The sequence below is a fragment of the Pedobacter sp. BMA genome (genome assembly GCF_001027745.1).
Taxonomy (GTDB): domain Bacteria; phylum Bacteroidota; class Bacteroidia; order Sphingobacteriales; family Sphingobacteriaceae; genus Pedobacter.
The window spans coordinates 426,696-442,779 of record NZ_LECU01000007.1 but is presented as its reverse complement, the minus strand read 5'-3'; the positions used below and the strand labels follow the sequence as shown (position 1 = coordinate 442,779).

General features: G+C 42.0%; 12 protein-coding genes. 11 read left to right on the top strand and 1 reads right to left on the bottom strand.

Going from position 1 to position 16,084, the window contains the following annotated elements; translation table 11 throughout:
- The 3 genes from AB669_RS18175 to AB669_RS18165 form a co-directional block, all read left to right on the top strand.
- The coding region (locus AB669_RS18175) for a gliding motility-associated C-terminal domain-containing protein (protein WP_197082434.1) at positions 1 to 3,073 on the top strand (3,073 nt) is incomplete at its 5' end.
- 7 nt (positions 3,074 to 3,080) lie between these two features.
- Complete coding sequence (locus AB669_RS18170; RefSeq protein ID WP_047800744.1) at positions 3,081 to 4,052, top strand: type IX secretion system membrane protein PorP/SprF; 972 nt, start codon at positions 3,081 to 3,083, stop codon at positions 4,050 to 4,052.
- A gap of 113 nt (positions 4,053 to 4,165) precedes the next feature.
- Positions 4,166 to 4,813, top strand: coding sequence for a response regulator transcription factor (locus tag AB669_RS18165; protein ID WP_047800743.1), 648 nt, complete (start codon positions 4,166 to 4,168; stop codon positions 4,811 to 4,813).
- Between the two features lie 41 nt (positions 4,814 to 4,854).
- Here the strand turns inward: AB669_RS18165 and AB669_RS22220 are convergent, their stop codons facing one another.
- Entirely contained in the window at positions 4,855 to 5,031 is a 177-nt protein-coding gene (locus tag AB669_RS22220; protein ID WP_156166779.1) for a hypothetical protein, read from the bottom strand.
- Between the two features lie 243 nt (positions 5,032 to 5,274).
- Here AB669_RS22220 and AB669_RS18160 point away from each other — a divergent pair, with 243 nt between their 5' ends.
- The 8 genes from AB669_RS18160 to AB669_RS18125 all read left to right on the top strand — a co-directional run bounded on the left by AB669_RS18160 (position 5,275) and on the right by AB669_RS18125 (position 16,051).
- Positions 5,275 to 6,675 carry an aminopeptidase P family protein gene (locus tag AB669_RS18160; protein ID WP_231582710.1) on the top strand — a complete coding sequence of 467 codons (1,401 nt, stop codon included), beginning with the start codon at positions 5,275 to 5,277 and terminating at the stop codon, positions 6,673 to 6,675.
- 5 nt (positions 6,676 to 6,680) lie between these two features.
- Positions 6,681 to 8,357, top strand: coding sequence for a M1 family metallopeptidase (locus tag AB669_RS18155; protein ID WP_047800741.1), 1,677 nt, complete (start codon positions 6,681 to 6,683; stop codon positions 8,355 to 8,357).
- Between the two features lie 206 nt (positions 8,358 to 8,563).
- A complete protein-coding gene (locus AB669_RS18150) occupies positions 8,564 to 9,481 on the top strand; it encodes a dihydrodipicolinate synthase family protein (RefSeq protein ID WP_047800740.1) in 918 nt (305 codons plus the stop codon).
- A gap of 14 nt (positions 9,482 to 9,495) precedes the next feature.
- Positions 9,496 to 11,082, top strand: coding sequence for an aldehyde dehydrogenase (NADP(+)) (locus AB669_RS18145; RefSeq protein WP_047800739.1), 1,587 nt, complete (start codon positions 9,496 to 9,498; stop codon positions 11,080 to 11,082).
- Positions 11,075 to 12,076, top strand: a complete 1,002-nt coding sequence (locus tag AB669_RS18140; RefSeq protein ID WP_047800738.1) for a 4-hydroxyproline epimerase — start codon at positions 11,075 to 11,077, stop codon at positions 12,074 to 12,076. Before AB669_RS18145 ends, AB669_RS18140 begins: the two co-directional genes overlap by 8 nt.
- A 66-nt stretch (positions 12,077 to 12,142) precedes the next feature.
- On the top strand, positions 12,143 to 13,384 hold the full coding sequence (locus AB669_RS18135; RefSeq protein WP_082120724.1) for an FAD-binding oxidoreductase: 1,242 nt from the start codon (positions 12,143 to 12,145) through the stop codon (positions 13,382 to 13,384).
- Between the two features lie 212 nt (positions 13,385 to 13,596).
- Positions 13,597 to 14,499 carry an AraC family transcriptional regulator gene (locus AB669_RS18130; protein ID WP_047800736.1) on the top strand — a complete coding sequence of 301 codons (903 nt, stop codon included), beginning with the start codon at positions 13,597 to 13,599 and terminating at the stop codon, positions 14,497 to 14,499.
- A 121-nt stretch (positions 14,500 to 14,620) separates the two neighbouring features.
- Positions 14,621 to 16,051 (top strand): APC family permease, encoded by a 1,431-nt coding sequence (locus AB669_RS18125; RefSeq protein WP_047800735.1) that lies wholly within the window; start codon positions 14,621 to 14,623, stop codon positions 16,049 to 16,051.
- Positions 16,052 to 16,084 lie beyond the last annotated feature (33 nt).

The following is a 16,084-nucleotide window of genomic DNA, read 5'->3' as shown; positions in this document are numbered from 1 at the left end:
CGGTAATGTAACTTTAACCAATCTTATGGTTACTGATGCAAACGCAATTGTTACTGGATCACCGGTTTCGACCTTAGCTCCGGGCGCAAGTATAACGCTTACTGCCGTTCATACTTTGACGCAAGACGATGTTGATGCCGGAACATATACTAATACCGCAACCGTTACAGGTAAGACAACTGCAGGAGCTGATGTGACTGATGTTTCAGGAACGACGGAGGCTAATAACACGCCAACAGTGGCAACGATTACGCCGGCCGGTTTTGTGACTTTAGTGAAAACTGTTAGCGGAACTGTTCCTAATAAAGCAGGCGAGGTATTGAATTACAACCTTGTAGTCAAAAACACAGGTAATGTAACTTTAACCAATCTGGTGGTTACGGATGTCAATGCCGTGGTTACGGGTTCTCCTGTTTCTACTTTAGCTCCGGGCGCAAGCATTACACTTACTGCATCTCACACATTGACACAAGGCGATGTAGATGCTGGAAGTTATACCAACACCGCCAGTGTAAACGGTAAAACACCAGTGGGAGCGGATGTAACCGATGTTTCGGGAACTACCGAAACGAATGATATACCTACTGTTGCAACTTTATCTTTATCACCTTCATATACTTTTACAAAAATTGCCACTAACACGGTAAACAAAGCGGGTGATGTGATCAACTACCGGTTGATTTTGACAAATACGGGGAATGTAACGTTAGCCGATATTCAAATTTCTGATGATAAGGCAGATGCAGGAAGTTTGATTCCGGCAAACATAGCAGCTATTGCACCTGGTGAGAGCGCCAGCATCATCGCGAAACATACCGTTACCCAGAGTGATGTCAACTCCGGTGGGTTCATCAATCAGGCGAAAGCATCAGTAAAAGATTCCAAGGGCAATACAACTTCGAAAGTTTCTGATGATCCTTCTACAGCAGACTTAAATGATGCCACGATCACGAAAATCGTTCCCGATCCTTCAGTCAGGTTTACCAAAATGATAGCCAATAGTGCGGGTGTAGTGAAGGTGATTGAATACAGTATTCTTGTAACCAATACCGGAAACATCACATTAACAGATATTGTGGTAACCGATCCTGGCGCGGATGCAGGAAGTATCAGACCTGCATTAATCGCCAAACTTGATCCGGCAGAAACCGCCATTGTGAGCGCTCGACATACACTTATTCAGCCTGAAATTGATTATGGGAAATTTGTAAACCAGGCAACTGTAAATGCTTCGTTTGGAACTGGAGCGAATAGATTGTCGAGATTGTCAGATGATCCGGCAACGCTTGCACCGAACGATCCAACGGTATACCTTATACCGGAAGCGCCGGCAATTACTCTTGTGAAAACAGGAGTATTAAGTGCCGATGGAAATACCATTGCTTATACTTTTAGCATTAAAAATACAGGTAATGTAACACTTAATCATTTCCAATTCTCAGATGCTAAGCTATCGTCACCAGTTTCATTCACCCCGGCAACTATTGCCCCGGGAGAGATAGCAACAGCAACAGCCGTTTACATCATTACTCAAACAGAAAAGAATACTGGAACGGTAAGAAATACCGCTAAAATTATAGCTACAGCACCTTCAGGAACAACAGTGACAGATGTTTCAGGCACAACTGAGAATAATGATTATCCGACAATTATCGAAATCTCGAAATTAATCAGTTCTAAAACCGTAACAGACGCTAATAATAACGGAATAGCCGAGGCTGGTGAAACATTGACCTACACGATTTTAGTTAAAAACAATGGTAGCACCATAAGATCAGGAGTGAAGATAAGTGACCCAATACCTACAAACACCACTTACTTAACCGGAAGTGCAGGTGATGGCGCAACATTGGTGGGAAATGTTTTAAATTGGAATAACCTGACCATTCCTGCCAACGGACAGCTGGCAGTTAGTTTCAAAGTTCAGGTAAATGCAGTTCTTGCTTCGGGAAATCTGGCAATTGAAAATATTGCTACCATAACCGATCCGGGAAATGCCATTACGGTACTAAAACCTTCTGTTTCCATTCCAACCGAAGGGAAGCTTGAAGGAAGTAAATCTGTTGCTGATGTAAAGGGCAATAATGATGGAAAGGCACAGGCCAACGAAATCCTTACTTACTCACTCACCGTTCGTAATACAGGAGGGTCTCCACTAAACAGCGTTGTCATAACTGATGAACTGCCGGCAGGGTTAACTTATGTTGCCGGTTCGGTTTCAGGCTATGGAACGGTGAGCAACAACACATTGAAGTGGACTATTAACATGCAGGCAAACTCCAGTACAGTTTTATATTTCGATGCAAAAGTAGCACCAGATGTGAATAGCTACAACATTCTCAAAAATGTGGCTTTAATGGTAAGTCCTACTGGTGCGGTTGTCCAACCGGAAGCAATAATAGATGTAGATCAATCTGCAGATCTTGTCATCACGAAAGAACTCATAACTACGGGAGAGATTATGACAGGCTCCGATGTGACTTATAAAATAACGGTCACAAATAAGGGAGCCAACCGGGCGACAGGCGTAAGTGTGACGGATAAATTGCCGACAATTATAGATGCGCCTAAGGATATTACCGTAAGTACAGGAACAACCAGTTATTCATCCGTAACAAGAGATCTGGTTTGGATGGTAGGCAGTCTCGATCTGAATCAAACTGCGACCATCACGTTCAAATCAAGAACCCTCGCTGCAGGTCCTTTGAGTAATTCTGCAACTGTTAAAGGCGATCAGCCTGATCCTTCTATGGGGAATAACTATGTCTTGGCCGATGGGGCGACAATTAAGGGGGATGAGTTACTGATTCCAAATCTGTTCACACCAAATGGTGATGGAAGGAACGATACTTTTGAGATCAGGGGGTTAACGGAATTCGCAGAGAATGAGATAACGATCGTGAACCGTTGGGGTAATCAGGTTTATCATGCTAAGAACTATCGCAATAATTGGTCAGGCGAAGGACTAAATGAAGGCACCTACTATTACCTGGTGAAGGTGAGAAAAGCAGGAAGCTTTGAATGGAAGGTTTTTAGTGGTTACGTAACCTTAATCAGGGCATTCAAAAATTAATCAGGTGATGAAGAAGTTATTGTTATTCGTATTGAGTCCACTTTTACTGATGTTAAGGCCGGCATCTGCCCAACAGGATGCGCAGTATAGTCAGTATATGTTCAACGGGATTTACATCAATCCGGCTTATGCAGGTTACAAAGAGGTACTGAATGTGCACAGCTTTTACCGCAGTCAGTGGACGGGTATTACCGGCGCACCCAAAAGTATGGCCCTTGCTGTCGATGCCATTGCAAACAGTGGCAATGTGGGACTAGCTTTACAGGTTGCCAGTGATAAACTTGGTGCGCAGACCAACCTGAGTATCTATGGAAATTATTCCTACCGGATACGGATGAACGATAACGGGAGTTCCCGTTTAGCGCTTGGTTTAGGTGTAGGAATGATGCAACTGGGGATTGATGGAACCCTACTAAACCCTAACGATCCTGAACCTTATCAGCCTGTTGGTGTACAAAGCACCATTGTACCGGATGCAAGGGCAGGGGTGTACTTTGCCAACGACAGGTATTATGCTGGATTCTCTGTTGATAACCTGATTGCCACTTACATCAACATCGATCGTTATGCTTTCATCGCACAACCAAAGCCCCATTATTACCTTACAGGCGGTGCACTGTTTCCGATTAATGAAAACTTTCAGGTCAAACCCTCATTCCTGCTAAAAGACGATAGGGGCGGGCCAACGAGTTTGGATTTAAATGCCTTTTTACTGATTAAAGAATTTCTTTGGGTAGGTGGATCGTACCGTACGGGTGTAAAGCTGTACGACAAGAGCTATCTCCAGGCAGACCTGACGCCACGCAACTCTGCTGTTGCAGCGATACAGATCTTCCCGTCAGAGAAAATCAGGATTGGTTATGGTTATGATTTCTCTATTGGTCCATTACAGGGCTATAGCGGAGGTACACATGAGATCTCGATTGCCTATTCATTTATTAAACCAAACATCCGGCTGGCAACACCAAGAGTATTTTAAATGCATAAAAACTTTGTTATGTATAATAACCTTTACAGAATAAGACAAAAAATAAACTACATTTACGTATAATAAACTAACTTTTTACTAAATTGCCAAATATTCCTAATACAATGAAAGCAAAGAACGCCGTAGCGACGTTTTCAATTCTTATCGCCGATGATCATGAGATTATCCGCAGAGGTTTAAAGAGTTTGATCTCAGACTTTTGGGCAGGTGTACAAATACTCCATGCCTCAAATATGGAACAAGCACTTTTAGAGGCTGAAAAGTCTCCTAACTTGATTGTAATTGATGTAAACTTGCCGGGGGGCAATAACCTCAAAGTAATCGATCAATTGAAGGCGGTACAACCAAATGCGAGGATTCTTGTATTTTCTTCACTTAATGAAAATATATATGCTGTACCTTACCTTAAATCCGGCGCATCAGGGTACCTCACGAAAAATGCAGAGGAGTCGGAAATTGTTACGGCGATTACCACAATACTTGCGGGAAGCAGGTACTCGAGCAGAAACGTAAAGGAAAATATGTTTAACAGTATTTTGGGTAATGACGCCGATAATCCATTTACGAAGCTTTCTTCAAGAGAGCTGGAGGTAGCTGAGTTGCTGACAAAAGGAATCGGGGTATTGGAAATTTCCAATCAACTTAACCTGCAAATGGGAACAGTCAGTACATATAAGCTTCGCTTGTTCCAGAAACTGAAAATTAAAAGTATAATTGAATTAGCCGAAAAAATGAGTATCTACGAAAGATAAAAAGAGTACTATACTCTTTTTATCTTTTGAATTCCTATGTTTTACTTTTTATCCTGATGTTTTGTCCCAGGTCCGTTTTCTTCTCCTGATTCATTTGGAGTAGAGCCTGCCTGACCATACTTTTCCGAGGCCCCTTTTCCATTTTGGTCAAAAGAAGCTTTTTCTTTGGATGTGCCACTCGTTTTTCCTTCTGTATTTTCTTTTTCCTTAGTTGCCATAACGTTATCGTTTTATATGATAACATATAGCCGCCTAAGATGGTTTGAATTAAATCGCAATACTTAACGGACTGCGTCTGTGTGGATTGATTTTTACAATAAACTGTAGTCCAACCATAAATAAATTGCGATTTTTATACCTTACGATAACCTTTAATTCGCAAATACTTATCATATATTAGCCATTGACGGTTTGGAGTCAAACTTAATGGTTGCAATCAGGATATTTGCCTAACACAAAAAATGATGTTCGATAAACAAGTTTACATTCAGCGCAGAGCAGCTTTAAAGTCAAAGATAAATTCCGGAATCTTACTTTTTCTTGGAAATGAAGATAGCCCGATGAATTATAAAGATAATACTTACCACTTCAGGCAAGACAGTACTTTTCTTTATTATTTTGGTATAAGTGAGCCTGCTTTGGCGGCAATAATTGATTTAGATGGCGATGAGACCATTCTATTTGGCGATGAAATGGGTATTGATGACATTGTATGGATGGGCCGCCAAAAAACACTTAAAGAGAAAAGTGAGGATGCCGGATTAAAACAGGTATTGCCTTTGGAAAACCTGGGTGCCTACCTGACACAGTATCAGAAGAAACATCATACAATACACTTCTTACCGCCATACAGACCGGAAAATAAAATCAAGCTGGCGAGCTGGTTAAATTTATCCATTAATCAATTGAAAGACGCTGCATCTATAGCTTTTATTAAAGCTGTTGTCGCACAAAGATCTATAAAATCGGCTGAAGAGATTACTGAGTTAGACCATGCAGCATCATTGTCTGCAGATATGCATTTGATGATCATGAAAACGGCCAGACCAGGGATGTACGAGCGGGAACTTGCCGCGAAAATACAGGAGGCCGCTCTATCATCAGGAGGTAACCTGGCTTACCCCGCCATACTAACTGTAAGAGGAGAAATTTTGCACAATCATTATTACGGGAACAAGCTCAGTGAAGGGCAAATGGTACTGAATGATTCTGGTGTTGAAACTGCAATGGGTTACGCAGGCGACTTAACGCGCACATTTCCGGTTGGCAAGCAATTTACCTCGGAGCAAAAAGATGTTTATGACATTGTTCTGGAGGCCTATACAAATGCAAAGAACCTACTTGCTCCCGGTGTCCGCTACCTTGATGTTCATTTAACATCTTGCAAAACGCTTGCTCAGGGACTAAAAGATCTCGGTTTAATGAAAGGCAATATTGAAGATGCTGTGGCGCAGGGTGCTCATGCCATGTTTTTTCAATGCGGAACAGGGCATATGATGGGGCTGGATGTGCATGATATGGAAGATATGGGTGAACAGTATGTAGGTTATACCGATGAACTCCTTAAAAATACAAGTCAGTTTGGATTAAAATCTTTAAGATTAGGTAAAGCACTGGAAACCGGATACGTTTTAACCGTTGAGCCTGGAGTTTATATCATTCCTGAATTAATTGACCGCTGGAAAGCTGAAAATAAGTTTACAGAATTTATCAATTACGATAGACTGGAGAAATTCAGGGATTTTTCAGGTATCAGGGTCGAAGACGATTTTCTGATCACTGAAGATTCAAGCAGGATGTTAGGTAAACATCTCGCCATCACCACAAAAGAGATTGAAGCTATAAGAAGTCAGGCTTATTAGAAAACATGAAAATACTTAACACGACATTTTTAACGCTTTTGCTGCTGATTTCAGCAGCAAAACTTTTGGCGCAAAACCAGAAACCAGCCTATACTTTAGCAGATACACTTCGCGGGAGTTTAAATGCCGAACGTAGCTGGTGGGATGTGCAGCGTTACGAACTGAGTGTTAAACCAGATTACAATGATAAGAGCATTGCTGGCGATAACAAGATTGTGTACAAAGTGGTTCGGCAAAATAGCGGGGCCACACGTATGCAGATTGATTTGCAACAGCCCTTAGTTATTGATAGTGTACTCTACAACGGTGCATCCAAATTAAGATTTGAACATGCAGGTTCCGTGTGGTACATCAACGTTCCCGCTCAGAAACTCTCCACTACAAACAACATTCATATCTTTTACCATGGAAAAGTTCATCAGGCTATCCGTGCGCCATGGGATGGGGGTTTTATTTTTACAACCGATTCACTTGGCCGGCCATGGATGACAGTTGCTTGTCAGGGACTGGGTGCCTCGGTCTGGTACCCAAATAAAGACCACCAAAGTGATGAACCCGACAAAGGTGCCTCGCTTACAATGACAGTTCCTGATAGTTTGGTGGCCATAGCGAACGGGAGGCTGCGATATAAAAAAGCCAACCCGGATGGAACAACAAGCTATCAATACAACGTAATTAACCCCATCAGTAACTATTGTCTGATTCCATACATTGGAAAATATGTCAATTTTAACGAGGTATATCCGGGAGAGAAAGGACCTTTAGACATTAACTACTGGGTGCTGGATTACAACGATCCTAAAGCTAAATCCTATATGCCGGATCAGGTGCATAAAATGATGAAAGCGCTGGAGCATTGGTTTGGACCTTATCCTTTTTACGAAGATGGTTACCAGCTGATTGATGCTTCGCATACAGGTATGGAACACCAATCAGCTGTTTCATATGGCAATGGTTATAAATTTGGTTACCGCGGCAGGGATGCATCTGGCTACGGATGGGGTATGAAATGGGATTTTATTATCATACACGAAAGCGGGCATGAATGGTTCGGGAATAATATTACCACAAACGACCTTGCCGATATGTGGGTTCATGAGGGCTTTACTAATTATAGTGAAACCTTATTTGTAGATTATACTTTTGGTGAGCAGGCTGGGAATGAATATAATTTTGGTATCCGTAAAGGCATTCGAAATGATAAAACGATTATTCCGGCTTATGGTGTTAATGCACAAGGCAGTGGAGATATGTATCCCAAAGGTGGGAACATGTTGCAATCTATCCGGCATGGCCTGAATAATGATGAATTATTCAGATCAGTATTAAGGGGATTGAATTCAACCTTTTACCATAAAACGGTAACTACCCAACAAATAGAAAACTTCATTTCGAAAAAAACAGGATTCAACTATTCCCCTGTGTTTAATCAATACCTTAGAACTGTTCAAATACCCAATTTTGAGTTTTACCTGAAAGATGGGAAAGTGTTTTTCAGATACACCCATTGTGTTGAAGGTTTTAATCTTCCGCTGGTATTGAAAACGGATGGTGTTAAAACACTTAAGATCAATCCGTCAACAAAATGGAAACAGGCAGCTATTACTGGTGATCAGCAAAAATTATTCAATAAAGAAGCCATCGAATTCATGTATTACGTACAGGTAAAACCAGCTAAATAATGGTTTCTAAAAACCTCTTATATATTAGTTTTAACTGGCGTATTTATAGTTGATATTGGTTAAAATCCTATAATATTCTGGAAAGCTGATCCTTTAACTTTGATATTAAATCAATCACATCAATTATTATAAAAGGTGATTGTCAAAATTGAATGAGTCATCTCCACAGATTAGAATTTTAAACTAAATCAATTATATAATATACCATGAGTATAAAATGGACTGGGGTTTTTCCTGCTGTTACCACTAAATTTACAGCAAATGATGAGTTGGATTTCGAAACATTCGACTTAAATATTGAAGCGCAGCTTGAGGCAGGAGCCGAGGGAATTATTCTTGGCGGTTCACTTGGTGAAGCAAGCGTTTTAACCGAAGATGAAAAATTCAGTCTTTTGTCGCACACCCTGGAAGTTGTTGCTGGAAGGGTTCCTGTTCTATTAAATATAGCGGAATCGACTACAAAAAAAGGTATTGAAGTGGCACAGAGAGCAGAGTCGCTTGGTGCTAACGGTTTGATGTTACTTCCGCCAATGCGTTATAATGCTGCGGCAGATGAAACGCTTGCATTTTTCGGCGCCATTGCCGAAAGCACATCTTTGCCGATAATGATTTACAACAACCCTGTAGATTATAAAATTGAAGTTACTCTCGATATGTTCGAGGTGTTAACCAAGTATGATAATATTCAGGCTATTAAAGAGTCAACCAGGGATGTATCTAACGTAACCCGTTTGATTAATCGCTTTGGCGATCGTTTCAAGATTTTTACCGGTGTAGATCCGCTTGCTATGGAAAGCATTGTGATGGGAGCAGATGGTTGGGTTGCTGGTCTGGTAGATGCCTTTCCAAAAGAAACAGTCGCCATATTCAGGCTGGTTAAACAAAACCGCATTGCTGAAGCCTTAACTATTTACCGTTGGTTTCTTCCGGTACTTGAGCTTGACATACACCCGAAATTAGTGCAGTACATCAAAATGGCTGAAAAGGCAACTGGTTTAGGAACAGAAACCGTCCGCGCGCCACGTTTAGCAGTAGAGGGTGCAGAGCGTGAAAAAGTGATGAAAATTATTAACGATGCATTGGCTGTTCGCCCTCAATTGCCTGCTGGTAGCTGGGGTAAATAGTTTAAAAGCCAAATATGAACGGAAAAAATATAGTAGCAGCGGAATATGTTGACGTTGCTGAAAAGAATCTTCAGGCACTTGACGCTGCTACGGGATCGGTGCTTGAAGGTACCTTTTCGAAAGCCAACGAAACTTTGGTGGATGAAGCCCTCGAAGCTGCAACATCTGCATTTAAGGTTTACCGAAACATCCATAAAGATAAAAAAGCGTTGTTTTTAAACGCCATTGCCGATGAGATTGCGCTATTAGGCGATGTACTGGTAGCCAGGGCTTCGGCTGAAAGTGGTTTACCTCTGGCAAGATTACAAGGGGAGGTTGGCCGTACAACGGGGCAGCTCAGGTTGTTTGCCAATCTGGTATCGGAAGGTTCATGGGTAAACGCGATCATCGATCATGGTCAAGCCGACAGGCTGCCGCTACCAAAACCGGACATCAGGAGAATGCTTATCCCTGTAGGACCTGTGGTAGTTTTCGGCGCAAGTAATTTTCCCCTGGCGTTTTCTGTAGCTGGTGGTGATACCGCTTCTGCTTTGGCATCGGGTTGTCCGGTTGTTGTTAAAGCCCATCCGGCACATTACGGAACGAGTGCCATGGTTGCAGGAGCAATAAGCAGGGCGGTGGAAAAAACCGCAATGCCCAAGGGGGTATTTTCCATGTTGTATGACGATGAATATCAAATAGGCGCTGCGCTGGTTAAACATCCCTTAACAAAAGCGGTAACTTTTACGGGCTCTTTCAAAGGAGGTATGGCGTTGGTTAATATGGCGCAGGAGAGAGCACAACCTATACCTGTTTTTGCAGAAATGGGAAGTATTAATCCTGTAATCTTTTTACCAAAGGCAATTGAGCAGCAGGCAGAAGAACTGGCTAAAAAATATGCTGCATCCATTACACTTGGAGCAGGTCAGTTTTGTACCAATCCCGGACTTATGCTGGCTATTCAATCTCCCCGGCTTGAACAGTTTAAAGCTGTTCTGGCTTCAGCAATTGAAATTATACCTTCTGCAACTATGCTTACTCCTGGGATTGCCGCCAATTACAGCAAACTTTCAGAGGAAGTGGGCAGCGAAACCGGAGTTGAAATCCTGGCAGTATCAGGCATTAAAAATGAGTCGCTTAAAAATCAATCAGAAGCCAGAGTGGCACAGGTGAAAGCAAAGGATTTTATTAACAATCCGAGGCTCAGAGAGGAAATTTTCGGTCCCTATTCGTTATTGGTTGTGGCCGATGATGTGGCACAACTTTCGGAGGTTGTTGCTGCACTTGAGGGGCAGCTTACGGCAACATTAATGGCCGCGGATCAGGAGCTATCAGACTATAAAGATCTCATTCATATATTGACCGAAAAGACCGGCCGTATTATATTGAACGGGGTTCCAACCGGAGTGGAAGTTTGTGCAGCCATGCAGCATGGAGGTCCGTTCCCGGCCACAAACGACAGCCGCTTTACCTCAGTAGGGTCAACTGCGGTTTATCGTTTCGTAAGGCCCCTGTCTTACCAGGACTGGGATCAGGATTTATTGCCCGATGAGTTGAAGGACGGTAATCCACTTGGTATTTACAGAACAGTTGATCAGAAAATAATCCTCCCAGATGAGTAAAACTTTCTTTTGCGTCGACGCCCATACCTGCGGTAATCCGGTAAGACTGGTTGCAGGTGGTGGCCCTCAGCTTAATGGCTCTAATATGAGCGAAAAGCGCCAGCATTTTTTAAAAGAGTACGACTGGATCAGAACGGGCTTAATGTTTGAACCACGTGGTCATGATATGATGTCGGGAAGTATTCTATACCCACCTCACGATCCTCAAAATGATGTAGCAGTATTGTTTATCGAAACAAGTGGTTGTTTACCTATGTGCGGACATGGAACCATTGGCACGATTACGATTGCGATAGAAGAAGGACTCATACAGCCCCACATTCCTGGTGTTATTCGTATGGAGGCACCGGCCGGTTTAGTTCACATTGAGTATAAACAGGAAGGAAAGAAAGTAAAATCAGTTAAACTGAAAAATGTGGCTTCCTACCTGGCCGCAGAAAGCCTTGAAGTGGAATGCCCTGATCTGGGTCTGTTAACTTTTGATGTGGCCTACGGAGGTAATTTTTATGCAATCGTAGATCCACAGGAAAATTTCCCAGGCCTGGAAAATTATACTGCTGCTCAGTTGATTACCTGGAGTCAAACCATCCGTAAACGAATCAATGAGCAGTACAGTTTTATTCATCCGCTCGATCCGACAATTAATGGCTGCAGCCACGTATTGTGGACCGGTAAAACCCTGGACCCTACATCTACTGCCCGCAATGCTGTTTTCTATGGAGATAAAGCCATTGATCGCTCACCTTGCGGAACAGGTACATCTGCACGTATGGCACAATGGCATGCTAAAGGTAAGTTGAAACAAGGTGAAGATTTTATACATGAAAGTTTCATCGGTAGTAAGTTTACCGGACGAGTGGAGGAGGTGGTTGAGTTAAATGGCATTACAGCCATTATACCAAGTGTGGAGGGTTGGGCAAAGGTATATGGTTACAATACCATAAAAATAGATGCTGAAGACGATCCGTATGCTTTCGGATTCCAGGTGATCTAATTAAACTAATTTATTATTCGCCAATGGCCCGTTTATCGCCATTGGCTTTTACGTATCACTACATCAATGGCAAAAGTTTTAATTATAGGTGGGGGAATTGTTGGATTAACTTCGGCTTACTACCTGACTAAAAAGGGTTATCAAGTGACGGTTCTCGATAAGGGTGATATTACTGATAATTGCTCCTTTGGTAATGCAGGGATGATTGTGCCAAGTCACTTTGTACCTTTAGCTGCTCCCGGAATGATCAGTCAGGGGATTCGTTGGATGTTTAACAGTAAAAGTCCGTTTTACGTACGCCCATCTTTAAATGGCAGTTTGATCAACTGGGGTTTGAAGTTCATGAAAAATGCAAATCAGAAGCATGTTGACGCAGCTGCGATTCCATTGAGGGATCTTTCTTTACTGAGTAAAAAAATGTATGAGGAGCTTGCTGCTACGCCTGAATTTGAGTTTGAACTCATCCGTAATGGCATTCTGGCATTTTATAAAACCGATCAGGCAGGAGAAGAAGAAGCACATCTGGCTGAAAAAGCCACAGCACTCGGTTTAGATATGGCCGTATTATCGCCCGGTGAATGTAAAGCGTTACAGCCAAACCTTGCACTGGATGTTTTAGGTGCCGTGCATTACCGTTGCGATGCACACCTGTATCCTGCTAAATTGATGAACGCTCTGCTTACTTATTTAACTACCAATGGCGTGGAAATTTTTAGAAACACAGAAGTAACCAAAATAGAATCGATCAATGATCAGATTATCCGTGTGTATGCTGGTGAAAAAGTTTTCGAAGCCGATCAGTTTGTAGTGGCTACAGGTTCCTGGTCGCCGGCGGTAGCCAAAATGGCTGGACAAAATATTTCACTCATGCCCGGGAAAGGTTATTCTTTTATGGAGCATGAACCTGAAGGCCGCTTAACTATTCCAGCGCTGCTTTGTGAAGCGAGAGTAGCCATAACGCCAATGAACGGCAGTATTCGCTATGGCGGAACAATGGAACTCGACAAGATCAATTCGCGGGTAAATATGCAGAGAGTAAGGGGAATCGTTGAATCTGTTCCTAAATATTTTCCTGATTTAAAGCCCGTACTCCCTCATGAAAAAGAGATCTGGTATGGTTTCCGTCCATCGTCACCTGATGGTTTACCCTATATTGGAAGAAGTGCGCATAGAAAAAATCTGATCATTGCAACCGGCCATGGGATGATGGGTTTAAGCCTCGGGCCAGCAACCGGATTATTGGTAAGCGAAATCATTTCGGAAACTCAAACATCAATGCCATTGAATGCTTTCGCGGTAACCCGCTAGTGATGTTGCAACTAAAGCTGTTGTTTTTTTTGCTGTAAATGTTTGATAGGTAGTTAGTTGAATGGAGTGAAGTTCTTGCGCAGTTGTTAGTTTCATTAAGATATTAGCATATGTTGACCGTATTTTAACCTTATTAGCTGATTTTTTATGTTTTTGAGTTAAAATCCTTAAATTCATTCCATAATCAACAAACCTAAACCAACCAAGCTCAGATGAAAGTACTACCGTTTACCATGCTCGTTCCAGATGATAAGAGTGTTATTTCAGAACATATTGAACTGCCTTATTTTTATCAGTATTTGCACCGTCATGATGAGTGGCAAATCACTTACATTGAAAAGGGAGAAGGTACCTTAATCGCTGGAAATGATATGCATGCCTTCCGTTCTGGTGATGTATTTCTAATCGGAGCCAAACTTCCCCACCTTTTTAAGAGTAATCCCGAGTATTTTTCGGGGGATGAGCACAAATCTGTAAAAGCCTGTTCAATTTATTTTAATGCGAGTGGTGCATTAGCTGCTTTGTTTGCCCTTCCGGAAATGAAAATGGCCAGCGCTTTTCTTACTAAAAACAAGCACGGTTTTAAGGTTCCCGAAAAACTGGCCAAGGAAATTGCTGCGAAAATGTTTAGTGTGTACCGGGCATCGGGCGTTGATGTACTGTTTAACTTTTTGAAACTGGTTAACGGACTTCAGGAATTGAATGAAAATGTTGAACCCCTCTGTTCAGATCTTTATTCATCGAACGTTTCGGAAAATGAGGGGATGAGGTTAAGTAAAATCATCAACTTTATCACTGAAAATTACAACAACCAGATCTCACTGGAAGATGTGGCCAATGCCGCATTTATGACACCTCAGGCATTTTGTCGTTATTTTAAGAAGCATACGGGCCATACTTTTGTGTCGTTCCTGAATGAAGTTCGTATCAACGATGCCTGTAAAAGCCTCATATCCGGCGAAAAAGCAGACTGTATTTCCGGAGTAGCCTATAAGGCAGGCTTCAACAGCATCACTAATTTTAACAGGGTATTCAAAAGCATCATCGGACAATCACCCCGGGCATACATTGACAATTATAACAATGTAAGCAGAGTGAGTCTTGTAGGTAGTTAACTTCAACTAGTTCGTGATAATAAATGAAGCCATTTCTTAAATGGATGGCTAGGCTGTTGTCAATTTTTTACTCAATGCATCTGTCTATTGACCTGATGTACTGATCCTGGTAATCAACTCTATGGACGAAAATTCTGAACATTTCAAACCCTCACTTAAACTTATAGATGCTACCATGCTGGTTGCGGGCAGCATGATCGGCTCGGGTATTTTTATTGTAAGTGCCGATATTACCCGCAACGTAGGGAGTGCAGGCTGGTTGATGGTGGTATGGCTCATCACCGGATTTATGACACTTACTGCAGCATTAAGCTATGGTGAGCTGAGTGCTATGTATCCTAAAGCAGGAGGCCAATATGTCTATCTAAAGGAGGCTTATAATCCACTGGTAAGCTTTTTATATGGATGGAGCTTTTTCACCGTGATTCAAACAGCAACTATTGCAGCAGTGGGTGTAGCTTTTGCAAAATTTACCGCTTACCTCATACCCGCATTCAGTGAGGAACTGGTTGCCATTGATCTGGGTTTTTTATCTGTTTCACCGGCACAGCTTCTATCAATTGCAGTTATTGTATTGCTTACCTTTATCAATAGCAGAGGCGTTAAAAGAGGTAAAACCATCCAAACTACATTCACTGTAGCCAAACTACTAAGTCTTTTTGGTTTAATCATTTTCGGACTGTTACTCCTGGACAAAGATATCTGGAGAAATAACTGGGCAGATGCCTGGAAACTCACCGGATTAACGTCAACCGGTACTGATATTAACTATTCTGCCATTGCTGCAGTGGGTGCAATAGCAATCTCCATGGTAGGCTCTATCTTTAGCAGTGATTCCTGGAATAACGTTACGTTTATTGCCGGAGAGATCAAAAACCCGGCGAGGAACATTGGTTTAAGTCTGGCGCTCGGTACCATCATCGTTACCATACTTTATCTGTTAACCAATATCATGTATACGGGAGTACTTTCTTTGCACGACATTGCCTATGCTGATAAGGACCGGGTTGCAGTTTCTGCAGCGAATCATATATTCGGCACCGCAGGAACAGTGATTATTGCGGTCATGATTATGGTCTCTACTTTTGGATGTAACAACGGATTAATCATGGCAGGAGCAAGGGTATATTATTCGATGGCGAAGGACGGGTTATTCTTTAAAAAAGTAGGTACGCTTAATCAAAAATCGGTTCCTGGATTTGGTTTATGGGTGCAGTGTTTGTTCGCATGTTTATGGTGTTTAAGCGGAAAGTACGGCGATTTACTGGATATGATTTCATTTGTGGTGGTCATGTTTTATATGCTTACAATTTTTGGGATTTTCATTCTTCGAAAAAAAAGACCTGATGCCGCACGTCCTTATAAAGCGATTGGGTATCCCGTATTGCCTGTCATCTATATTTTAATGGGACTGGCGTTTTGTATTTTACTGATTGTTTTCAAACCTAAATTTACCTGGCCCGGATTAATCATCACCATGATTGGTATTCCGATATATTACCTGATAAAAAACAAGAGCAGGGAAACCCCTGAAGCTGTGGATGCTGAATAGTGTCTTCTCTGTTTTTTTAATTTATATCCTTAG

Coding starts and splice junctions, on each gene's coding strand:
- AB669_RS18130 (WP_047800736.1), top strand. CDS start 13,597: ATGAAAGTACTACCGTTTACCATGCTCGTTCCAGATGATAAGAGTGTT.
- AB669_RS18160 (WP_231582710.1), top strand. CDS start 5,275: ATGATGTTCGATAAACAAGTTTACATTCAGCGCAGAGCAGCTTTAAAG.
- AB669_RS18140 (WP_047800738.1), top strand. CDS start 11,075: ATGAGTAAAACTTTCTTTTGCGTCGACGCCCATACCTGCGGTAATCCG.
- AB669_RS18145 (WP_047800739.1), top strand. CDS start 9,496: ATGAACGGAAAAAATATAGTAGCAGCGGAATATGTTGACGTTGCTGAA.
- AB669_RS18150 (WP_047800740.1), top strand. CDS start 8,564: ATGAGTATAAAATGGACTGGGGTTTTTCCTGCTGTTACCACTAAATTT.
- AB669_RS18125 (WP_047800735.1), top strand. CDS start 14,621: ATGGACGAAAATTCTGAACATTTCAAACCCTCACTTAAACTTATAGAT.
- AB669_RS22220 (WP_156166779.1), bottom strand. CDS start 5,031: ATGGCAACTAAGGAAAAAGAAAATACAGAAGGAAAAACGAGTGGCACA.
- AB669_RS18165 (WP_047800743.1), top strand. CDS start 4,166: ATGAAAGCAAAGAACGCCGTAGCGACGTTTTCAATTCTTATCGCCGAT.
- AB669_RS18155 (WP_047800741.1), top strand. CDS start 6,681: ATGAAAATACTTAACACGACATTTTTAACGCTTTTGCTGCTGATTTCA.
- AB669_RS18170 (WP_047800744.1), top strand. CDS start 3,081: ATGAAGAAGTTATTGTTATTCGTATTGAGTCCACTTTTACTGATGTTA.
- AB669_RS18135 (WP_082120724.1), top strand. CDS start 12,143: ATGGCAAAAGTTTTAATTATAGGTGGGGGAATTGTTGGATTAACTTCG.